At 73.1% G+C, this 18,646-nt stretch carries 26 protein-coding genes; 14 read left to right on the top strand and 12 right to left on the bottom strand.

The window, feature by feature from the left end; all coding sequences use genetic code 11:
- Positions 1-106: 106 nt before the first annotated feature.
- Complete coding sequence (locus B7P34_RS37190) at positions 107-250, bottom strand: hypothetical protein (protein WP_189382410.1); 144 nt, start codon at positions 248-250, stop codon at positions 107-109.
- 113 nt (positions 251-363) lie between these two features.
- Here B7P34_RS37190 and B7P34_RS03565 point away from each other — a divergent pair, with 113 nt between their 5' ends.
- From B7P34_RS03565 to B7P34_RS03535, 7 genes are all read left to right on the top strand, one after another.
- Positions 364-627 (top strand): lasso peptide biosynthesis PqqD family chaperone, encoded by a 264-nt coding sequence (locus B7P34_RS03565; protein ID WP_106674291.1) that lies wholly within the window; start codon positions 364-366, stop codon positions 625-627.
- Positions 624-1,055 carry a lasso peptide biosynthesis B2 protein gene (locus B7P34_RS03560; protein WP_106674290.1) on the top strand — a complete coding sequence of 144 codons (432 nt, stop codon included), beginning with the start codon at positions 624-626 and terminating at the stop codon, positions 1,053-1,055. The genes B7P34_RS03565 and B7P34_RS03560 overlap by 4 nt, the downstream gene beginning before the upstream one ends.
- Positions 1,056-1,066: 11 nt before the next feature.
- Positions 1,067-1,201, top strand: coding sequence for a lasso RiPP family leader peptide-containing protein (locus B7P34_RS03555; RefSeq protein WP_106674289.1), 135 nt, complete (start codon positions 1,067-1,069; stop codon positions 1,199-1,201).
- A 176-nt stretch (positions 1,202-1,377) separates the two neighbouring features.
- Positions 1,378-1,644 carry a hypothetical protein gene (locus B7P34_RS03550; protein WP_106674288.1) on the top strand — a complete coding sequence of 89 codons (267 nt, stop codon included), beginning with the start codon at positions 1,378-1,380 and terminating at the stop codon, positions 1,642-1,644.
- A gap of 56 nt (positions 1,645-1,700) precedes the next feature.
- The gene (locus B7P34_RS03545) at positions 1,701-2,168 is read left to right on the top strand and encodes a hypothetical protein (RefSeq protein WP_286157443.1); all 468 of its coding nucleotides are present in this window, start codon (positions 1,701-1,703) and stop codon (positions 2,166-2,168) included.
- Between the two features lie 239 nt (positions 2,169-2,407).
- Positions 2,408-2,881 (top strand): NUDIX hydrolase, encoded by a 474-nt coding sequence (locus B7P34_RS03540; protein ID WP_106674286.1) that lies wholly within the window; start codon positions 2,408-2,410, stop codon positions 2,879-2,881.
- A 229-nt stretch (positions 2,882-3,110) separates the two neighbouring features.
- Complete coding sequence (locus B7P34_RS03535; RefSeq protein ID WP_106674285.1) at positions 3,111-4,772, top strand: FAD-dependent monooxygenase; 1,662 nt, start codon at positions 3,111-3,113, stop codon at positions 4,770-4,772.
- 32 nt (positions 4,773-4,804) lie between these two features.
- Here B7P34_RS03535 and B7P34_RS03530 read toward each other — a convergent pair whose 3' ends face one another.
- Genes B7P34_RS03530 through gvpO form a run of 8 tightly spaced genes read right to left on the bottom strand, consistent with a single transcriptional unit; the run spans position 4,805 to position 8,307 of the window.
- Positions 4,805-5,071, bottom strand: a complete 267-nt coding sequence (locus B7P34_RS03530; RefSeq protein WP_223267461.1) for a gas vesicle protein K — start codon at positions 5,069-5,071, stop codon at positions 4,805-4,807.
- Complete coding sequence (locus B7P34_RS03525; protein ID WP_106674284.1) at positions 5,068-5,268, bottom strand: gas vesicle protein; 201 nt, start codon at positions 5,266-5,268, stop codon at positions 5,068-5,070. The genes B7P34_RS03530 and B7P34_RS03525 overlap by 4 nt, the downstream gene beginning before the upstream one ends.
- On the bottom strand, positions 5,265-6,194 hold the full coding sequence (locus tag B7P34_RS03520) for a GvpL/GvpF family gas vesicle protein (RefSeq protein ID WP_106674283.1): 930 nt from the start codon (positions 6,192-6,194) through the stop codon (positions 5,265-5,267). The genes B7P34_RS03525 and B7P34_RS03520 overlap by 4 nt, the downstream gene beginning before the upstream one ends.
- The gene (locus tag B7P34_RS03515) at positions 6,191-6,535 is read right to left on the bottom strand and encodes a gas vesicle protein (protein WP_223267460.1); all 345 of its coding nucleotides are present in this window, start codon (positions 6,533-6,535) and stop codon (positions 6,191-6,193) included. Before B7P34_RS03515 ends, B7P34_RS03520 begins: the two co-directional genes overlap by 4 nt.
- Positions 6,532-6,750 carry a gas vesicle protein GvpG gene (locus tag B7P34_RS03510; protein ID WP_106674281.1) on the bottom strand — a complete coding sequence of 73 codons (219 nt, stop codon included), beginning with the start codon at positions 6,748-6,750 and terminating at the stop codon, positions 6,532-6,534. The genes B7P34_RS03515 and B7P34_RS03510 overlap by 4 nt, the downstream gene beginning before the upstream one ends.
- Positions 6,747-7,469, bottom strand: coding sequence for a GvpL/GvpF family gas vesicle protein (locus B7P34_RS03505; protein WP_106674280.1), 723 nt, complete (start codon positions 7,467-7,469; stop codon positions 6,747-6,749). Before B7P34_RS03505 ends, B7P34_RS03510 begins: the two co-directional genes overlap by 4 nt.
- Entirely contained in the window at positions 7,466-7,879 is a 414-nt protein-coding gene (locus B7P34_RS03500) for a gas vesicle structural protein GvpA (RefSeq protein ID WP_106674279.1), read from the bottom strand. Before B7P34_RS03500 ends, B7P34_RS03505 begins: the two co-directional genes overlap by 4 nt.
- A 41-nt stretch (positions 7,880-7,920) precedes the next feature.
- Positions 7,921-8,307, bottom strand: a complete 387-nt coding sequence (gvpO, locus tag B7P34_RS03495; protein WP_106674278.1) for a gas vesicle protein GvpO — start codon at positions 8,305-8,307, stop codon at positions 7,921-7,923.
- Between the two features lie 135 nt (positions 8,308-8,442).
- Here gvpO and B7P34_RS03490 point away from each other — a divergent pair, with 135 nt between their 5' ends.
- Positions 8,443-9,012, top strand: coding sequence for a hypothetical protein (locus B7P34_RS03490; RefSeq protein WP_223267459.1), 570 nt, complete (start codon positions 8,443-8,445; stop codon positions 9,010-9,012).
- A 127-nt stretch (positions 9,013-9,139) separates the two neighbouring features.
- Positions 9,140-10,003, top strand: a complete 864-nt coding sequence (locus B7P34_RS03485; protein ID WP_106674277.1) for an alpha/beta fold hydrolase — start codon at positions 9,140-9,142, stop codon at positions 10,001-10,003.
- A 129-nt stretch (positions 10,004-10,132) separates the two neighbouring features.
- Here the strand turns inward: B7P34_RS03485 and B7P34_RS03480 are convergent, their stop codons facing one another.
- Positions 10,133-11,341 (bottom strand): cytochrome P450 family protein, encoded by a 1,209-nt coding sequence (locus B7P34_RS03480; RefSeq protein ID WP_106674276.1) that lies wholly within the window; start codon positions 11,339-11,341, stop codon positions 10,133-10,135.
- A gap of 175 nt (positions 11,342-11,516) precedes the next feature.
- On the opposite strand from B7P34_RS03480, the gene B7P34_RS03475 reads away from it, so the two are divergent.
- Positions 11,517-12,182 (top strand): TetR/AcrR family transcriptional regulator, encoded by a 666-nt coding sequence (locus tag B7P34_RS03475; protein ID WP_189382408.1) that lies wholly within the window; start codon positions 11,517-11,519, stop codon positions 12,180-12,182.
- A gap of 102 nt (positions 12,183-12,284) precedes the next feature.
- On the top strand, positions 12,285-13,097 hold the full coding sequence (locus tag B7P34_RS03470; RefSeq protein ID WP_106674275.1) for an alpha/beta fold hydrolase: 813 nt from the start codon (positions 12,285-12,287) through the stop codon (positions 13,095-13,097).
- A gap of 46 nt (positions 13,098-13,143) precedes the next feature.
- Here the strand turns inward: B7P34_RS03470 and B7P34_RS03465 are convergent, their stop codons facing one another.
- Positions 13,144-14,175: an alpha/beta hydrolase gene (locus B7P34_RS03465; protein ID WP_223267458.1), complete on the bottom strand. Its 1,032-nt coding sequence runs from the start codon at positions 14,173-14,175 to the stop codon at positions 13,144-13,146.
- Between the two features lie 438 nt (positions 14,176-14,613).
- Between B7P34_RS03465 and B7P34_RS03460 the strand changes: the two genes are divergently transcribed.
- Complete coding sequence (locus B7P34_RS03460) at positions 14,614-14,961, top strand: SH3 domain-containing protein (protein ID WP_106674273.1); 348 nt, start codon at positions 14,614-14,616, stop codon at positions 14,959-14,961.
- 242 nt (positions 14,962-15,203) lie between these two features.
- Here B7P34_RS03460 and B7P34_RS03455 read toward each other — a convergent pair whose 3' ends face one another.
- Positions 15,204-15,572 (bottom strand): RDD family protein, encoded by a 369-nt coding sequence (locus B7P34_RS03455; RefSeq protein ID WP_106674272.1) that lies wholly within the window; start codon positions 15,570-15,572, stop codon positions 15,204-15,206.
- A gap of 431 nt (positions 15,573-16,003) precedes the next feature.
- Here B7P34_RS03455 and B7P34_RS03445 point away from each other — a divergent pair, with 431 nt between their 5' ends.
- Together B7P34_RS03445 and B7P34_RS03440 are read left to right on the top strand one after the other, a co-directional pair.
- The gene (locus B7P34_RS03445) at positions 16,004-18,019 is read left to right on the top strand and encodes a tetratricopeptide repeat protein (RefSeq protein WP_146166720.1); all 2,016 of its coding nucleotides are present in this window, start codon (positions 16,004-16,006) and stop codon (positions 18,017-18,019) included.
- Positions 18,020-18,148: 129 nt separating this feature from the next.
- The gene (locus B7P34_RS03440; protein WP_106674270.1) at positions 18,149-18,487 is read left to right on the top strand and encodes a nuclear transport factor 2 family protein; all 339 of its coding nucleotides are present in this window, start codon (positions 18,149-18,151) and stop codon (positions 18,485-18,487) included.
- Positions 18,488-18,646: the final 159 nt, after the last annotated feature.

Below are 18,646 nucleotides of genomic sequence, written 5' to 3'. Positions count from 1 at the left end.
CCGGCATGGCCGCGCCCGCGGAGGAACCCGGCCCCTGGGTCCGCGACGCCGGACGGCTCGCGGCCATGACCCGGCTGATGACCGGCCGCGGTTCCCGGCTGCACGACTACATCCGCAGCAACCCGCCGATTTCCACACTGGCCTGCGCGTCAACCGCGCCGCCATCCTGGGCCTGTTCGAGGACTCGCTGCTCGCCCGTACCGGCCTGATCGACGCCGCCGCACTCCGCGCGAGGCTCCTCGGCGTCCACCCGGACCCCAACGCGCTGCGCGGCCTGGACGCCACCCTCGCCTGCGAGGTCTGGCTCCGGTCCCGCGCGGGGCGCGCCCCCTCCCCCGTCTCCGCCGCCACCGGAGGACCGCCATGACCTTCGCCCTGCGCCGCCACGTCTCGGCGACCGACACCGATCACGGCATGGTGCTGCTCGACGAGGCCGGCGGCCGCTACTGGCAGCTCAACAGCACCGGTGCGCTCATCCTGCGCTCCCTGCTCGACGGCGCGACACCCCAGCAGACGGCGCAGCGGCTGGGCGAGCGCTATCCGGCCCTCCCCGCCGAACGCACCGCGGGCGACGTGGCGTCCTTCATCCGCACCCTCACCGAGGCCCGGCTGGTGGTGTCCGCATGAGCACGCCCATGGTCCCCGCCGTCCGCCGCACCGTCCCGCCGCACCACCGCGCCGCCGCCCTGCTCGCGGTGGCCGCCGCACGGCCGCTGGCCGAGCTCAGGCCCCGCCGCATGCGCTCGGTGCTGTCGGCCACCCGGCGCGGTGCCCGGCCCGCCACGGCGGAGCAGGCCCTGGCCGCCCGCCGCGCGGTGGTCGCGGTCAGCGCCCGGTGCGCGGGTGAGGGTTGCCTGCAGCGGTCCATCGCCACCGCGCTGCTGTGCCGGTTGCGCGGCACCTGGCCGGACTGGTGCACCGGAGTGCGCACCGAGCCCTTCCGCGCTCACGCCTGGGTGCAGGTGGAGGGCCGCCCGGTCGGCGAACCGCACCCGGACGGCTACTACCGCCCGTTGATGATCGTGCCCGCGCCACGGGGCGCGGACCGCGGATGAAGGAGAGAGCCATGGAAGAGCGCGAGCTGTACGAGCCCCCCGCGCTGGTGGAAGCCGGCGACTTCACCGAGCTGACGCACGGCTGCACCTACGGGTACAACCTGGAGGACGCCGGCTCCCCCTGGTACTGCTACAGCGCCGGCTGACGCCCGGCACCGCACCGGGACCGGCAGTGCTCCGGCCGGACGCCCGGCGCCGGGCCCGTCGAAGGGCTGGTGACACATGAAGCGGTGACGCCCGGTTCAGGGCCCCTCCGGTACGGCAGGCCCCCGGCCCGGGTCTCACCGCCCGGCATTCCGGGCGGAGCGATGCCGCGGCGGCCGTGCGCGGGCGCGCGCCCGTCACCGTCCTCGCCCGGGGCCTGCGCAAGGCGTACCCCGGCGTGGAGGCCGTCCATCCACGACTCGGACGGCGGACGATGACGACCGTCACGGGGACCGTGCCGGCGGGCGTCCTGACCATGACCGTGCAGATGCCCGCGATCGGCGCGGGGGCGTCCATCGTCCGGGACCGCGAAGGCGCGCACGTCCCCTACGACCCGGCCCTGCTCGCGGTCCTCACGGGCGAACTCGCCCTCAGCGCGCGCTGACCGCCCTCGGTGCCGTCGCCGCCGTCTGCATCTCCCGCATCGAGACGTTCCAGGCGGTGCCCGGCTTCGCCATGACACCGCTGCTGTTCCTCGCCGGGGCGATGTTCCCGCTGTCCGGCCTGCCGCACCGGCTGATGGTGATCTGCCTGGCCGACCCGCTGACCTACGCGCTCGATCCACTGCGCCGCGCGGTGGCGGCCCACGCGCCCGCCGCCGCGGCCCCCGCCTCCGCCTCCGGCCGGCAGCTCCCCGTCGCGGCGGAACTCGGCATCACCGCCGCGCTCGCCGCGACGGCCCTCGCCGTCGCCGCGCACCGCTTCGCGCGGCCGGGCCAGGGAGCGCTCCGATGGCCCGCGGGGGACGGGCGTCACCCGGCCTGCTGCAAAGGAGCCGCGCCCGCCGGCCCGCGAACACGGGCGGTGGGCCGCGGCCCGCCGTTCCCGGGAGCAACGCAACCCCCGGAACGGGTGAGGAGCCACGGCCGGGTGAATCGCACAAGGCCCCTTCCGGCTCCCGCCCCGTAGCCACGGCCTTCTTGACCCCGGCTCGAACTTACGCGCTATGAAGCGTCCGCCGGAGTCCGTGACGGACCCGATCGGGGGTCGTTTTTCCGATCACTCGTCCGATCCACGCGTCAACGAGGAGGCGTAGTGCGTCACCGTCCCGTCCGCCGTACGAGCAACACGAGGGTGCCCTTGCTGTTCGAACACCGGCCGCTCCCGGGCCCTGCCGCCCCCGCCCGGACCGCCGCGGGGAGGCTCGCATGAGCCGGCGGATCCGCTACCGCAGCGTGGTCGACGTCATGGTCCTGCTGCACCGCACCGACGGGCGCGTCCTGCTGCTGCGCCGGGCCGGAGACGTCTACGCCAGCGGCCTCCTCGCTCCGCCCGGCGGGCACCTGGAGGACGGCGAGACCGTCGTCGAAGGAGCCCTGCGGGAAGCCGGCGAAGAGGTCGGCGTCGGCATCGCGCCGACCGACCTGGAGTTCTGCCACCTCATCCACCACCGCTCCCCCGAAGGCCAGGCACGGCTGGGGGTGGTCTTCACGACCCAGCGGTGGTCCGGGGAACCCCGCAACCGCGAGCCGGGCAAGTGCTCCGCCCTGGTGTGGGCCGACCCCGGCCGGCCACCGGCGGACTGCGTGCCCTACACCGCCGCCGTCCTGGACCGGTTCTGCGCCGGCGCCCTGTTCTCCGCCCACGGCTGGCCCACGACAGCAGGGGGAGGCACGGCGTGAAGCTCAGAGCCGGCAAGGCGGCTGCTGCCGTGCCCGGAGGACCACGAAGGGCCGAGGGCGTTCGCGAGTGCGTTCGATTGGACGCCGGCGCGGGCACATTGCGGGCGACCCCCGAGTGCGGAAGATTGATGCGGGTCCCATCGCCGTAGGCCGGGCCGGTTGCCCGGGGCCGCACGGCCGGCAGTCGCCGAGTGCCCGGCAGCGCCGGGGCGAGCAGGAGGAGCCCGACATGCCCGTAACAGACGCCGAGGCGGACGTGCTGATCGTCGGCGGCGGGCCGGTCGGGCTCACCGCCCGTGCGCTGCTGGAGCGCTGGGGCGTACGGACCCTGCTCGTCGAGAAGCACGGCGAGTTGTCGCCCTTCCCCCGGGCCCGGCTGGTCAACGTCCGGTCGATGGAGATCTACCGCGGCCTCGGGCTCGCCGACGGCATCACGGCGGCCGCGTTCGCACCCGAGTACGGCCGCATCCGCTTCCGCGACACCCTGCACGACCGCGACTTCGCCACGGCGGCCATGGTCGGGGTCAACGCGCCGGTGCCCGAAAGCCCCGTGACCGGCGTGGTTACCTCGCAGGACCGGCTGGAACCCGGCCTGCTCGCCGCCGCGAACGGTCAGATCCGGTTCGGGGCCGAGCTCGTCGGCCTTGCCGAAGAAGGCGGAGAAGACGAAGGCACAGGAAACGCAGGAAGCACAGGAAGCACAGGAAGCGAAGCGGCCGGAAAGGGCGGGAGCGTCCTGGCCACGGTCCTCGACCACCGGAGCGGCCGGGAGGTTCGCGTCCGCGCCCGCTACGTACTCGCCGCCGACGGCGCGAACTCCTCCGTCCGGCAGCGGCTGGGGATCGGTACGACCGGCCCCGGAGCGCTGGCGGACTTCACGACCGTCGTGTTCGACGCCGATCTCGCCCGCTGGTGCGCCGACCGGCCCGCCGGGGTCTACTTCACCCCGCACGGGCTGTTCGCCCCGCTCTACCCCGAGGGAGGCTGGGCCTGGTTCGCACCCACCCCCGACGACGCGGCGCACGCCGACTGGGCCGCGCTCGTCTCGCGCGCCCTCGGCCCGGACTCCGGCGTTCCCGTCAACGTGGCGCGAGTGCAGCACTGGACGATGAACGCCTTCGTCGCCGAACACTTCCGTCACGGCCGGATCCTGCTGGCCGGCGACGCCGCGCACGCGATCCCCATCGTCGGCGGCCTGGGCATGAACACCGGCATCGCCGGCGTGCACAACCTGTGCTGGAAACTGGCGGGCGTCCTCCACGGGTGGGCCGGACCGGGCCTGCTGGACACCTACGCGACGGAACGGCAACCCGTCGCCCACCGGACCCTCCGCCAAGCGGTCACCAACACCCAACTCATGCTCGACGTGCAGAACCGGCGCCGCGAACAGCTCCAAGCCGGTGCAGCACCGTCGGAGCGGATCGAGCTTCCCTGGTCACAGCGGTACTTCGCCCAACTCGGCCTCGTGCTCGGCGTCTCGTACGAATCCGACGCCGTCCTCGGCGACGACAGCGCCGCCCCCGTCCCGCCAGGCACGGATGCGGATGCAGGCACGGAGTACGTCCCCACCGCCGGGCCGGGCCACCGCATGCCCCACCTCCCGCTCGCACAAGGCCGCTCCACACTCGAGGCGTTCGGTGAATGGTTCACCCTGCTCACGCCGGATCCGGCTTGCTGGGAGCAGCAGAACGCCACCGCTCCGTGGCCGCTGCGCATCGAGCCCCTCCCCCACGAGCACCTCGACGCCTGCGGTCTCGGCCCGCACGGAGCACTGCTCATCCGGCCCGACGGCCACGTCGGCGCCCGCCGGCACGACCGCCCGGCCGGCGGCGCCGCCCTCCGCCACGCCCTCGCCGCCCTCACGTGCGCGACGTCCCGCGAACTCTCCTGAAGTCCGCCGGGCCTTTCCTCACCGGCGCCGGGTCACAGCAGAGGCCCGAGCGGCCCGAGGTCGAGGTTGAGTTCCTCCGGCTCCAGGCCGTGGTGGTGGCACAGTTCCTCGACGCGCTCCGCGAGCAGCATGAGCGTCAGACCGATCCGTTCCTCCTGCTCGTCGGTGAGGTCGCCGCGCTCCACCCGGCGCAGCGCCTGACGTTCCATCAGCTGACGCAGCAGTTCGACGACGGTCAGTACGAGCCGGGCCAGGTCGCGTTCGACGGTGGCCTCGTCCAGCTCCACGCGGCGGGTCACGCCCCCGCCTCCTCCCAGGGTGCGGGCACCCGGTCGTCGATGCTGCTGATGAGGGCGTGCAGGTCGATACGGACGAGGTCGACGTCGGCAATGCGCAGGGTGAGGTCGCCGGCGACGACCACTCCGCCCGCGAGGAGCCGGTCGAGCAGGTCGACCAGGGAGAGCCTGCGCTGGGCGATGAGGCCGTCGCCGGTCACGGGACGTCCTCCCCCGGCGCGGGGCGCCCGAGGGTGGGCTGCGCACGTGTGGGCTGCCCGGTCGCGGTCTGTCCGGTCGCGGTTTGCCCGCTCGTGGCCTGATCGGTCCCGGTCTGCCCGCTCGTGGCCTGTCCGGCGAAGGAGTACGGGGCCCAGGGCCCGGTCAGTTCCAGCCGTACCCCGTCCTCCGGCACCAGGTCGGCGAAGCCGGCGACGGCCGAGGTGAAGCGGTCGCCGCCCTCGCGCCGCACGAGGTAGGCGGCGTTGAGGATGTTGCGTCCGGAGGGCCCCGCGAGGGGGCCGTGCTGCGGTGGGTAGAGCCGGGTCTGCTCCGCCAGGGCGGTGAGCACCGCGTGGATGCCGCGCGCGGCCTCGTCCTCCCGCCGCGCCTCCTCCTCGTGCGCGTGGCGAGCCGCCGCGCGGCGGCGGAGGTAGTCGCGGCCTGACACGGCGGCGCGCGGCGCTCGGGGACCGGCGCCGGTGGCGGCCGGGGCCTGTGCGGCGCTGCCGGACGCGTGGACCTTCACTCCCCATTCGACGCAGCCGTCGAGCCGGTCGAGGGCCGCGCCCAGCTGCGCGTGCCGGTTCGCCAGCATCCGGCGCACTCCCGCCTCGTCGTGGTAGACGGTCGCCAGTCTCATCGGCAGGACGCACGCGCCGGTGGCGGTCACCGCGTCGATCACCCTCTGATGGGCGCGGGCGGCCTTCTCCAGACAGGCGATGTCCTCCAGGGAAGCGTGCAGGGCCGCTTCACCGAAGCCGGCGGCCGGCACCGGGCCCACCAGCGTGGCGAGCCCCAAGTGCCGGACGGCGCGGACGGGTTCGCCGGCGACGCCGGTCAGCGTCTCCAGGTCGTCCGCGCCGGGGGCGCCGGCGTCCCGGGTGACGGCGTAGGCGTAGAGCAGTTCCTCGTGGTTCGCGTTCACCGGGTCTCCTCCTGCCGCTGTTCCAGTTCGGCGACGCGCGCCCGGAGCCGCGCGTTCTCGGCGCCCAGTTCGCCGCGGCGGGAGTTGGAGGACAGCGCGGGGTCGCTCTCCCACCAGTCGATGCCCATTTCCTTCGCCTTGTCGACCGAGGCGACCACCAACCGCAGCTTGACGGTGAGGAGTTCGATGTCGAGCAGGTTGACGCGGATGTCTCCGGCGATCACCACGCCCTTGTCGAGCACCCGCTCCAGGATGTCGGCGAGGTCGGCACCGCCGGATCCGGGGCCCGTGACCATGCCGCTGCCGGGCCTCGTCAGTGGTGCCGTGCTTTCGGGATTCATGCCGTGCGCTCCTGTCCTCCTGCGCGTCGCCGGGTCTCCGCCAGCCGGTCCAGGAGCTCGTCCTCGCGGCGGTCGAACTCCTCCTCGCCGATCAGGCCCGCGGCGAGCTGCTCCTCCAGCGCCTTCAGTTCACCGAGGACGACGGCCGGGTCGTAGTACAGCCGCTCGGCCTCGGCGACGACGCGGCGCAGCACCCAGCCCACGAAGCCGATCACTCGACGAAGCTGTACGGGGGCAGCGGGCCGTGGACCTTCACGTCCAGGTGGGGGTGCTCCTCCTCGATCCGGCCCGCCTCGGCGAGCAGCCGGCTCCCGGCTTCCCCGGGGACCAGGAAGGAGACGTTCAGGAACCAGCCGGTGCTCTCGGGTCCGGGCCGTTCGCCTTCCGCCAGCGGTGCCAGCGCCCGGCGCACCAGGGCGGCGTCGCGGGCTTCCCGCTCGCGCACGGCCCGGGCGACCAGCTCGCCGAAGTGCAGCCGCTGTTCGTACGAGCCTCCGCCGTCGGCCCGGTTGGCCTCGGCGAGGGTGCGCAGTTCGGTGTTCTCGGCGAGCACCAGGTGCAGGACGGCGTCCTCGCGGTGCACGGCCTTGACGTTGTACTCCACGCGGCCGTCGAGCCGGTCCAGCTGTTCCTCGTAGCGGCCGGAGTGCTCCGTGAGCACGACGCGCACCTCCTCGTCGCTGCCCGAGACGCTGCCGAAGCGCATCGGCAGCACGGTGGTGCGGCGGCCGGCCTCGGTGAGCACCCGCTGGTGGGCCAGCAGGTCGCGGCGCTTGGGCCGCAGCTCGCCCTCCGCCGGGCAGTCGCTGACCACGGCGGACAGGCCCGCGCCGGTCACGACGCGCACGGGCAGCGGCGGATCGCCGATGCCGGTGAGTCCTTCGGGCAGTTCGGCGCGGTCGCCGCGGGCGATGCCGTAGACGTAGGTGGTCACTCGCTCTCCTCCTTCTTGCGGGAGCGGGAGCCGCTGCTGCTCCGTTCGCCACCGCGGTCGCGGAGCTGCTGCGCGGCGTCCACGACGCTCTGCGCGGCGCCGGAGAGCGCGCCCTTGGCCTTGCCGCGGGCGCCGTCTTCGGTCAGCGAGCCGACGAGGTCGGGCAGGCCGGGGCTGCGGTGCGGGCCGGCTTCCAGGTCGAGGCGGTTGCAGGCCTCGGCGAAGCGCAGGTACGTGTCGACGCTCGCGACCACGACCCGTACGTCGATCTTCAGGATCTCGATGCCGACCAGGGAGACGCGCACGAACGCGTCGATCACCAGTCCGCGGTCGAGCACCAGCTCCAGGACGTCGTACAGGCCGCTGGTGCCGCCTGCACCCCCGCCCTGGGCTGCGGGGACTACGCTCATCGGACAACTTCCTCTCTTCGCCGCCGACCGCGACCCGGGCCTCAGCGGGAGTCGGTCCGGCCCGTCCTGCCCCGTTCGTAGCGCCGCACGCGGCGGTAGCCGGTGAGCAGGCCGTCGGTGTCCAGGCTCAGCTCGTAGAGCGCCATGACGCTCATCGTTTCGGGGATGCGGGCGAGCTCCACCACTTCGGCCTCCAGCTCCCAGCCCCCGCCCTCGCTCCTCTCGAAGCGGCTGATGCCTTCGGGGAGCAGGCCGGTGAGCTCGGCGAACTGCTCGTGCGCCGCGCGCAGCACCTGCGCCGCCGTGGCGCCGGCGGGCGTGCTGCCGGCCTTGTCGCCGGGCTCTTCGGGTGTGCCGGATGTCTCGGCTGTGTCGGCTGTCTTTGCCGTCTCTGCTGTCTCTGCTGTCTTCTTCTTCGACTGAGTCATCGGGGCCCCTCTGACGTCCGTCCGATGTCCCTCGTGGGCCTTGTCAACGCGCATACCGTGCCTGCGCAGGTCCAAACATGTACAAGTACGACCGTCCTTGTGATCAACTTGCGGGACAGGGACGGGGGAAGCCCCGTGAACGAGAGGGGGCGGCTGGTGCGACCGGCGCTGTTGATCGATGTGGACGGGCCGCTCAACCCGTACGCCGCGAAGCCGCACCGGCGGCCCGAGGGCTACGGGACGCACCGGCTCCTGACGCCCCGCTGGGAGGCCTCCGAGCGGCGCCGCCTGGCCGAGTGGGGTCTGCCGGGCAGACCGGTGAAGCCGTTGCGGGTCTGGCTCAACCCGGACCACGGGCCGGCGCTGGCCGCGCTTCCCTACGACCTGGTCTGGGCGACGACATGGGAAGAGGAGGCCAACGCGTTCGTCGCGCCGGTTCTGGGGCTCCCCGTCCTGCCGTTCGTTCCGTGGCCCTCGCCGCGGCCGGAGCCCGGGGGCGGGGTGTTCTGGAAGACGCCGGAAATAGTGGCGTGGGCGAAGGGCCGCGCCTTCGCGTGGGTCGATGACGAGATCACCGATGCGGACCGCGCCTGGGTGAAGGCCCACCACGACGGCCCCGCCCTGCTGCACCGGATCGACCCCCGCCGCGGTCTCGCAGGCGACGACTTCACCGTGCTGGCGGACTGGGCGGCCGGCCCGGCCTGAGCCGTCACGCACGCCCGCCGCCTCCTCGGCCGGACCGGCAAGCACCCGCCGAGCAACCGCCGAGCACCCGCCGAGCACCCGCATCAAATCGCTTGCCGTCATCGCCGACCGGTGACGAGGATGCCTCATGCCCACACTCACCGCCGCCGACGGGACAGAACTCGCCTACCACGTCATGGGGGAAGGCGAGCCGCTGCTGTGCCTGCCCGGTGGACCGATGCGCGCCTCCGCCTACCTCGGAGACCTCGGCGGGCTGTCGCGGCACCGCCGGCTGGTCATGCTCGACGCGCGTGGCACCGGCGGCTCCGGCATCCCCGACGACCCGGCCACGTACCGGTGTGACCGGCAGGTCGACGACGTCGAGGCCCTCCGCGCTCACTTCGGGTGGGAGCACGTCGATGTCCTCGCCCACTCGGCGGGCGGCGATCTCGCCATCCTCTACGCCGCCCGGTACCCGCACCGCATTCGTACGCTCAGCCTGATCACGGCTCGTGCCCGCGCCCTCGGTGTCGACTTCACCGACGAGCACCGCCGGGAGGTCATCGCCTTGCGCACGGCCGAGCCGTGGTTCGAGGCGGCCCGCGGCGCCTACGAAGCCATCTGGTCCGGATCCGCCACCGACGCCGACTTCGACGCCGCCACCCCCTTCTTCTACGGCCGTTGGGACGCCGCCGCCCGGGCGCACGCCGCGGTCGAGGTCGAGCAGACCAACGAGTCCGCAGCCGGCGGCTACGCCTCCTCCGGCGCCTTCGACCCCGCCGCGGCCCGTGCCGCCGTCGCGGGCCTGGACGCGCCGGTGCTGCTCCTCGCGGGCGAGCTGGACAGCGGCCCTCGCCCGCATGTCGCCGCCGGCATCGCGAAGTTATTCACGCGCGCCGAACTGACCGTGCAGCCGGGCGCCGGCCACTACCCATGGCTCGACGACCCCGGCCGCTTCACACGGACGGTGGCCGCGTTCCTCGCCCGAGGGCACGGCCCTTCGGCCGGCTAGCGGCCGAGCTGCCGCGCACCCAGGAGTTCCGCCGCCCGGCCCGGACTCGCACCCCCGTGGCGCGCCCGGGCCGGGCCGTGTGAAGGGGCGCGTGTCCTCACCCCTGCCGCGGCCGTCCACCCGTCCCGTTCACCACACCGGGGTGTAGCGCACCGGCAAGCGGGTCAGGCCACGGATCAGGCCGGGGCGCCAGGCGGCTTCGGCCGGGTCCGTGTCCAGGGCGAGGCCGGGCAGGCGGTCGAGGAGGGCGGGGAGGGCCACGGCCGCCTCCAGGCGCGCCAGCGGAGCGCCCAGGCAGTGGTGGATGCCGTGGCCGAAGGCCAGGTGCCCGCCGCCGGGGGTGCGGGGGCGGCGGATGTCGAAGACGTCGGGCTCGGCGAAGCGGCCGGGGTCGCGGGAGCCCGAGCCCAGCAGGATCAGGACGGACTCGCCCGCGGGGATGGTGTGTCCCGCGATCTCGACGGCCTCCGTCGTCCAGCGGTACGCGGCGGACGTGACCGGCCCCTCGTAGCGCAGCATCTCCTCGATCGCGCCGTCCAGCAGGGCGGGTTCGGCCTGCAGGGCCTTGAGTTGCTCGGGGTGGGTGAGCAGGGCGTACGTGCCGTTGGCCAGCAGGTTGACGGTGGTCTCGTGGCCGGCGACGAGGAGGAGGAAGGCCATGCCGATGAGCTCGTCCGTGGGCAGGCGCCGCCCGTCGGCGTCCTCGGCCCGCACCAGCGCGCTCAGCAGGTCGTCTTCGGGGTGCTCTTCCTTGGTGCGGAGCAGTTCGGTGAGGAAGACCGCCATGGCGGCGGCCGCCTCGGCGCCGGCCGGGGAGGCGGGTTCGAAGACCATGCGGTGCGACCATTCGTGGAAGTAGTCGCGGTCCTCTTCGGGTACGCCCAGGAGTTCGCATATGACGGCGATGGGCAGGGGAAGCGCGAAGGACGCGACGAGGTCGGCGGTGCCCAGCGGGGCGATCCGGTCGAGCAGCTGGTCGGTGATCTGCTGGATGCGCGGCCGGAGGGCTTCGATCCGGCGGGCCGTGAACTCGCCGGCGACCAGCGCCCGCAGGCGGGTGTGCTCGGGCGGGTCGGTCTGGAGCATGTTGCGGCCGACGGCCTGGCCGCCGTCGCTGGTCCAGCGGGCGGAGTGGCGCACGTCGGTGCTGATTCCGGGGTGCGTGAGGGCGGCCCGCGCCGCGTCGTACCCGAGGATCACCCATACGTCGCCGGCTCCTTCCGTGGGGACGCGGTGGACGGGGCCCTGCCCGCGCAGGTGGGCGTAGAGGAGGTAGGGGTCGGCCACGAAGTCCGTGCCGGCCGGGGCCAGCGCCTGGAAGTCGGGAAGCGTGCTCATGGATCGTCAGCCCTTCGTCGCCGGTACGGCAACCGGCAGCCGGTAACGGGAATCCAGCAAAGTGGGGAGATCTCCCCACTACGTGCCGCGACCTTAACAGCGAAACGGGGACCAGTCCACGTTTCGCTGTTAGAGTGCTGTCATCACACAGCCGCACCACCACCCAGGAGGGGCCATGAGCAGCAACACCCGCGCGGACGGCCCCTTGCGCAAGGACGCGCAGCGCAACCGCGACCTGCTCGTCGCCGCCGCCCGCGAGATCTACGCCGAGCGGGGCGTCGACGCCCCGCTGGACGACATCGCCCGCCGCGCCGGCGTCGGCAACGCCACCCTCTATCGGCGCTTCCCCACCCGCGGCGCGCTCATCGAGGCGGTCTTCGGCGAGGGGCTGACCCACACCCTGCGCCGGGGCGAAGAGGCCCGCGACGCCGGCGACGCCTGGGCGGGCCTGGCCAGCTATCTGGAGTACATCTTCGAGGGCCTGGCCGCCGACAGGGGCGCCAACGACCTCATGACCACCAGCATCCCCGACGTCCCCTCCCTCGACGCCCTCAAGACCCACCACCACGAGACGGTCTGCCTGCTCATCCGGCGCGCCCAGGAACAGGGCTCCATGCGCGACGACGTGGTCGCCGAGGACCTGCTGTTCGCGCTGGCCGCCCTCGGCCGCGTCGTCCCCGCCTCCGTGACCGTCGCGCCGCGGGCCTGGCGGCGCCACCTGCACCTCCTCCTGGACGGGCTACGGGCCCCCGCCGCCACCGCTCTCCCCGCTCCACCCCTCACTCCTGACGAGCTGACGGGCGCGCTGCGCGCGCTGGCCGGCCGGGACGCCGAGGGCTGACCCGGCCCCGCGCCTTCCCCTTCTCCTCCTCTTCCCCTCCCTTCTCCCTCCTCCCTGAGTGCCATTGCCCGGAGCCCCGCCACCGGTGCACCCTGATGTCCCATGAAGACCGGTACGCTGGCCACGCCCGATGCCGAGATCTACTACGAGGTCCGCGGCTCGGGCCCGCCCCTTCTGCTCGTCAACGGCGGAGACGGCGATGCCGCGATGTACGGCCCCCTGGCGGGCCATCTCGCGGAAGACTTCACCGTCATCACGTACGACCTGCGAGGCAACTCCCGCAGCCGCCTGACGAGCCCGCCCCGGGAGCAGCGGATCGAGGAGCACGGCCAGGACGCCCTCCTGCTGCTGGACACGGTCGCCGCCGGCGAGCCGGCGTACGTCTTCGGCACGAGCTACGGCGGCATGATCGGCATGGCTCTGCTGGCACGGCAGCCCGGCCGGGTACGGGCCCTGGTGGCGCACGAGCCGTTCGTGATCGACCTGCTGCCGGACGCCGACCGCTGGCACGCCCTGTTCCAGGAGGTGTACGAGCTCTACGAGCGCGAGGGCCTCGACGCGGCGATGGGGCGGTTCTGCGGGGCGATCGGCATGGAAGCGCCTCCGGAACCGACCGGGAGCCTGCCGGCACCGCTGCAGGAGATGCTGGCTCGCATCCGCGTCAACATGGGGACGTGCCTGGCCTACGAGTTGCGCTCGTTCGTCCGCTTCCGGCCGGATGCCGACGCCCTGCGTGCGGCGCGGTTCACCGTGGTGCTCGGCGGCGAGGGACCGGAGACGCTCGTGCTCCGCACGACACGGGCCCTGGCGGAGCATGTCGGCACCGGGGTCGGGGAGTTCCCGGGCGGGCACGTGGGGTATCTGACGCACCCGGCCCCGTTCGCCGAGGCACTGCGCGAGGCCGTCAAGGACTGAGCCCCGCCGCGACGTGGTCGGGCGGGGCTCGGAAGGGGACTCGGCGTCAGGACGCCGGGATCGGGTCCGACAGCTGTTCGCTGATGAACTGGATCGGGCCCTGGCCCATGCTCGGGACGTACGTGTAGGCGTCGTGCTTCCCGCCCGGGATCTCCTTGACCGAGGTGTGCACCGGGCCCTGCCCGTACTCCTTCACGAAGTTCTTGACCCCGTTGATGGTGATGGGATCCTCCTTCGTGCCGTACTGGAAGGCGAGGTAGACGTCGGGGCCCTTGCGGGCGATCAGGTCCTTGGCCAGCAGCTTGGGGTCGTTCTCGTCCCGCTCCTTGGTGTGGCCCTTCCACAGCGGGGAGTCGGGGAAGAAGTCCGGGCCGGAGGCGATCGCGGCCTTGAACTTGTCCGGGTGCTTGAGCACGGCCTTCATGCCGGCGAAGCCGCCGGAGGAGGAGCCCATGAACGCCCAGCCGTCGCGCGACTTGATGGTGCGGAAGTTGGCTTTCATCAGGTCCGGGACGTCCTCGGTCAGCCACGTGCCCATCTTCGGCTGGCCCGGGATGTCACTGCCGTCCCAGTACGTGCCGTTGTTCTTGGGGTTGAGGACCGGCATGGCCAGGAGGAACGGCTTGCTCTTGCCCTCGGCGTACCACTTGGAGATCGACGACTGGAGCTTGAGGTTAGTGCCCATCCAGTAGTTGTCCGGGAAGCCGGGGCCGCCCGGGAGCGCGATCAGGACCGGGAAGCCGTGGTCCTTGAACTTCGGGTCCTTGTACGCCTTCGGCGCCCAGACCCACACCTTGCCCGTGAAACCGGACTTCTTGCCCTCCAGCGTGGTGACCGCGATCTGCGTGCCGTCGCCGAGGGTGTCGGTGTTCTTGAACTCGGCGGCGGGGCCGGTCGGCATGAGGACCTTGGAGTCCGGGGCCGTCTGGGCCCCGTTGGCCCCGCCGGCCTGGCCGCCGCTCCCGGCCGCCTGGTCCTGGCCGAAGTTCACCGGTGCCCCCTTGTCGGAGAAGGGGCCTATCTTGAAGTGGTTGAGCACGCCGGCGGTTATCAGCCCGAGCACGGCTATGGATGCCACCACCATGGTCCACCGCTTGGCACGGCGTGCGCGATGGTATCCCTGGGACTGATAGGTCCCCCCGCTCACTTGCGTCATCACGTCGCTCCGGACACTCCTGCTGCTGCCCCGAAGGACATGATCGTCTGTTTCCGCCATTGTGGAGGGCCGAAGCCCGTCCCCGGTTCCACGCTCCGGCTATGATCTGCGCCGCTCGGGCGGCGCGGCCTTCGCGGCGGACCTCACGGCCACATTACGTGCGCCGCCTCACCGGTCACGCACCCGGGCCACCCGTACCGGACTTCCGAGCAGCCGCGACCGGGCGCCCGCTGCGTGAGCGGCCGGGCCGGCGACGCGGCTGTGACAGGGACGTGACAAGATCGCCGCCGGACGGGCCGGGCAGAGCCCCTAGGGTGATCGCGCGGCACCTGCCGCACCACACGAACAACCGGAGGATCCGTGCGACGCATATCCCTCGCGCTCACCACCGCCGCCCTCATCGGCACCACCGCCGCCCTGGCCGCCCCGGCCCAGGCCGCCCCCGCCACCACCGCTACCGCCGTGTCCGCGAAGGCGTGCCACGAGGACAACGCCATGATCTACACCGACGGCACCCGGCTGCGCACCAAGGCCGGTTCCGGTGCGGTCGTGGGCCAGCTGTACTTCGGCGACCCCATCCGCATCCTGCGCTCGTCGGGCGGCTGGGACAACGTCCAGCTCAAGTCCAAGAGCAAGGGCGGGCTGGCCAAGGGCACGCGCGGCTGGGTGGCCCACAAGAACATCATCCCGCCGTTCTGCGGCAAGTGACGGCCCGCGGCCCGTACCGCTTCTGCGCGAGGGGCCCGAACCGGTAGCGGAAGCCGCCGGTTGAACCGGGCCCGTGCGTGATTTCGGTCCTCAAGACCCGGTGGCGGTCTTGGGGACCGACGTGTTTCCCGGGCCTGCCCTCACCTGCCCTCACCCGGTCACCGCGGATCCGTCATGGCAGGTTCGTCACCGCGGATCCGTCATGGCAGGTTCGTCACCGCGGATCCGTCACCGCAGGTTCGTCACCGCAGGTCCTTGCTCCGTACGTAGCGCAGACCGCAGCCGTCCTCGTACGGACCGTCCTCGCCGAGCAGGTTCCACACCGGCAGCATCGGCAGCCAGGTCAGGCCCAGGAGCCAGCGCCGCACGGCCCGCCAGAAGCGCGGCCGCCCGCTGTCCTCCGCCCGCACCACGCGGGTGAAGAGCAGGAACTTGCCCACGGTCGTCCGGAACAGCACCGCCCCCAGGACGTGGTGGACGAAGGACACCCCGAGCACGCCCCCGGCGGCGACGGCCCAGAACACACCGAAGCTCTTGTCGTCCGCGATCCGCAGCGCGAGGGCGAGACCGGCCACGACCGCGATGGTTCCGTCGATCCCGGCGGAGAGCATGCGCCGTTCGTCACCGACCGCCTCGGGGACGGCGGGGCGCTGCGGGTACGGATGCGGATGCGGATGCGGCTGGGGCTGCGCGTACGGATGGGGATGAGGATGCGGATGCGGGTACGGATTCGCATGCGCATACGGCTGCTGATGGGGCTGCGGACCCTGGTAAGGAGGCTGGGGAGGGTACGGCTGCTGAGGCTGTGGAGCGTACGGCTGGTTCACCGGCTGCTGACGCTGGTAGTCGATCACGGGGGCTCATCCTGCCCTACGACCGTCACAGCTCATTCTCAGATTGATCGCCGAGCGGCATCGAACGGGCTGTCGGTCGAGACGCCCGGCGGTGCGGGCCCGCCCCCACCCGCAGCGTTCGCCGCCGGCCGCAAGACCGTTCCGGCACAGGCCTCGACCGCGACGAGCCGGCATGCCACCCTGACCGCGTGACGGTGAGCCCCCAGGCGAGCTATCAGTCGGTCGCCCTGCGGATTCTCGGGGCGGAGCGGTCCGCGTGGACGCTGCGGGACAGTGAGACCTGGTGCATGGTGACGCCGGTGGGGTACCGGCCCCGGCGGCAGGGGTGGAAGCTGCACCTGTCGGCGACCGTCGGCTCCGCCCACCAGGTCCTGCGGGGAGCCGCGGGCGTCCTGGTGGCGCACGGGTGCGCGTTCAAGTTCGCGGTGTCGCCCCGCGTCACCGCCGACCTCACGTCGGTCCGGGCTCCGCGCGAGCACTCCGGCAAGTTCCTCACCGCGTACCCCGCCGACGACGACCAGTTGCGCACGCTCGCGGAGGAGCTGCACCGGGCCACGCTCGGGCTGCCCGGGCCGGCGATTCTGTCGGACCGCCGGTACCGGCCGGACAGCCTCGTGCACTACCGCTTCGGCTGCTTCTCGCCGCCGCGCGAACTCGACGACGAGGGCTTCTACCGGGGCCGCCTCCAGGCACCGGACGGGACCCTGACCGCCGACGAACGCAACGCGTGGTTCTCACCGCCCGCCTGGGCGCGGCCGCCCTTCGACCCGCCCGTACGCACGCGCGGGCGCCGGGACAGAGGCGGCCCGGTGCTCATCGCCGGGCGCTATCTCGTCCGGGAGGCCGTCCGCCACTCCAACCGCGGCGGCGTCTACCGCGCCCGGGACGAACACACCGGCGAGGACGTCCTGCTGAAGGAGGCACGCGCGCACGTCGGCGCGCAGCCCGGCGGTACGGACGCCCGGGACTGGCTGCGCTACGAGGCCGGCGTGCTGACCCGCCTGGCGCCGCAAGGCATTGCACCCGCTCCGCGCGAGGTCTTCGAGGCCGGCGGGCACGTCTTCCTCGCCGAGGACCTGATCGACGGTGAGAACCTGCACCGCTGGTCGGCGGAGGAAGCGTCGCGCAACGGAGGCCTGCTGCCGGTCCCGGCGGCGTGGCGGCTCGCGCGCGAACTCACCCGCCTGGTCGGTGACGTGCACGCGGCCGGCTTCGTCCTGCGCGACCTCAAGCCGACCAACGTCGTGATGAGGCCCGACGGCACTCCCGTCCTCGTCGATCTGGAGTGCGCGGTGCGCACGGGCACCACGGTCCACGTGGCGGGGACCCAGGGCTTCACCGCACCGGAGCACCTCTCCGGCGCCGGCACCGGACCCGCGCCCGGTCCCGAGGCGGACTGCTTCAGCCTGGGCGCCACGCTGCTCCACGCCACCGCCGGCATCAACCCGCTGCTCGCCCCGGACGCCCCGCCCGCACGGTCCGCCGGCGACCGCCTCGCCGTGATGGTGGAGGCGGCCGCGGGAGACTGTCCCGCGCTGGCCGCCCTCGCGCCCCTCGTCCTCGGCGAGCAGCTTGGCAACCTCCACAGCCAGGCCTGGGGCCTCATCGGCCTGGGCTACCTGCGCACCCAACTGGGCGAGCACACGGCCGCCGAGAAGGACCTGCGCCGGGCGATCGGCCTCGCCCTGCAGATCAGCGACCGGCACAGCCGGGCCTGGGCCGGCACCGGTCTCGGCTGCGCCCTGGAGGGACTCGGCCGGTTCGAGGAGGCCGAGGAGGCCGAACCCCACCTCCGCAGAGCGCTCGCCCTCGCCGAGGCCTCCGGTCACCACCTCAGCCGGACCTGGGCTCTGGCGGGTCTGGCGGCCGGCTGCCGGGCACGCGGCCAGTACGCCCGGAGCAGGTCCCGCTACCTGCAGGTCCTCGACGCCTCCCGCCGGAGCGGCGACCCCCACCACCAGGCCGTGGCCGTCCAGGGCCTCGGGGACGTGTGCGCCGGCACGGGACGGCACGGCGACGCCGAAGACTGCTACCGCCGCGCGCTCGGCACGTGGCGCCGGATCGGCCACCGGGCCGGCGAGGCCGACACCCTGCGAAGCCTGACCGGCCTCCTCCTCCGCCGCCACGCCACCGAGGCGGCACGTCCCTTCCTGGACCGGCTCAGCGAACTCTCCCGGCAGGAGCCGCCTCCGGTGTGCCCCTGACCTTCCGCCAACCGGCCCCCAGCCCCCCGGCCCCCGGATCCCCGCCGATATGATCTTCCCGACCCGTGCGACCAACCATAGGTACGCCCGCCGGACCCGTAACCCGGCCGGGCCGGAAGGGAAGGCCCCATGTCCCCGGAGGAGATCGTCGACGGCCAGCTCGCGGCGTACAACGCGCGCGACCTCGAGGGCTTCCTCGCGTACTACGCCGAGGACGTGCCCGTCCACGCCTTCCCGTCCGGCGACGTCCTCGCCGACCGTTCGGGGCCCGCCTTCCGCGAGCGCTACGCGACCCTCTTCGCCGCCAGCCCCGGCCTGCACGCCGAACTGGTCTCGCGCGTGACGCACGGCCGCTTCGTCATCGACCAGGAGCGCGTGACCGGCTTCATGGGCCACGAGACCCGGACCGCCATGGCCGTCTACGAGGTGGGGCAGGACCGCATCGAACGCGTCTGGTTCGCGGTCTGACCTGCCGCGGAATAGCCGGTACCCTTCGGCAGTCGTGGGGCGGGCGGACCTGACGAGGCCGGTCACGCTATCGGGCGTGGTGGCCCTGTTTCCTCCTCGCTACGCGGGTGTGGCGCGATAATCCCGCAGGACGGTTCGTGGGGCGGCTTACGGGGCGGT

It is taken from the genome of Streptosporangium nondiastaticum, from assembly GCF_003011965.1.
Classification (GTDB): Bacteria; Actinomycetota; Actinomycetes; order Streptomycetales; family Streptomycetaceae; genus Streptomyces; species Streptomyces nondiastaticus.
Note: the sequence above shows the minus strand (reverse complement) of the source record. Positions and strands in the feature narration are given on the sequence as shown.

What these genes read in the sequence shown, in the direction of transcription:
- B7P34_RS03565 (WP_106674291.1), top strand. Translation starts at nt 364, where the DNA reads ATGACCTTCGCCCTGCGCCGCCACGTCTCGGCGACCGACACCGATCAC.
- B7P34_RS03560 (WP_106674290.1), top strand. Translation starts at nt 624, where the DNA reads ATGAGCACGCCCATGGTCCCCGCCGTCCGCCGCACCGTCCCGCCGCAC.
- B7P34_RS03555 (WP_106674289.1), top strand. Translation starts at nt 1,067, where the DNA reads ATGGAAGAGCGCGAGCTGTACGAGCCCCCCGCGCTGGTGGAAGCCGGC.
- B7P34_RS03540 (WP_106674286.1), top strand. Translation starts at nt 2,408, where the DNA reads ATGAGCCGGCGGATCCGCTACCGCAGCGTGGTCGACGTCATGGTCCTG.
- B7P34_RS03535 (WP_106674285.1), top strand. Translation starts at nt 3,111, where the DNA reads ATGCCCGTAACAGACGCCGAGGCGGACGTGCTGATCGTCGGCGGCGGG.
- B7P34_RS03515 (WP_223267460.1), bottom strand. Translation starts at nt 6,535, where the DNA reads ATGAATCCCGAAAGCACGGCACCACTGACGAGGCCCGGCAGCGGCATG.
- B7P34_RS03500 (WP_106674279.1), bottom strand. Translation starts at nt 7,879, where the DNA reads ATGAGCGTAGTCCCCGCAGCCCAGGGCGGGGGTGCAGGCGGCACCAGC.
- gvpO (WP_106674278.1), bottom strand. Translation starts at nt 8,307, where the DNA reads ATGACTCAGTCGAAGAAGAAGACAGCAGAGACAGCAGAGACGGCAAAG.
- B7P34_RS03485 (WP_106674277.1), top strand. Translation starts at nt 9,140, where the DNA reads ATGCCCACACTCACCGCCGCCGACGGGACAGAACTCGCCTACCACGTC.
- B7P34_RS03480 (WP_106674276.1), bottom strand. Translation starts at nt 11,341, where the DNA reads ATGAGCACGCTTCCCGACTTCCAGGCGCTGGCCCCGGCCGGCACGGAC.
- B7P34_RS03475 (WP_189382408.1), top strand. Translation starts at nt 11,517, where the DNA reads ATGAGCAGCAACACCCGCGCGGACGGCCCCTTGCGCAAGGACGCGCAG.
- B7P34_RS03470 (WP_106674275.1), top strand. Translation starts at nt 12,285, where the DNA reads ATGAAGACCGGTACGCTGGCCACGCCCGATGCCGAGATCTACTACGAG.
- B7P34_RS03455 (WP_106674272.1), bottom strand. Translation starts at nt 15,572, where the DNA reads ATGCTCTCCGCCGGGATCGACGGAACCATCGCGGTCGTGGCCGGTCTC.
- B7P34_RS03440 (WP_106674270.1), top strand. Translation starts at nt 18,149, where the DNA reads ATGTCCCCGGAGGAGATCGTCGACGGCCAGCTCGCGGCGTACAACGCG.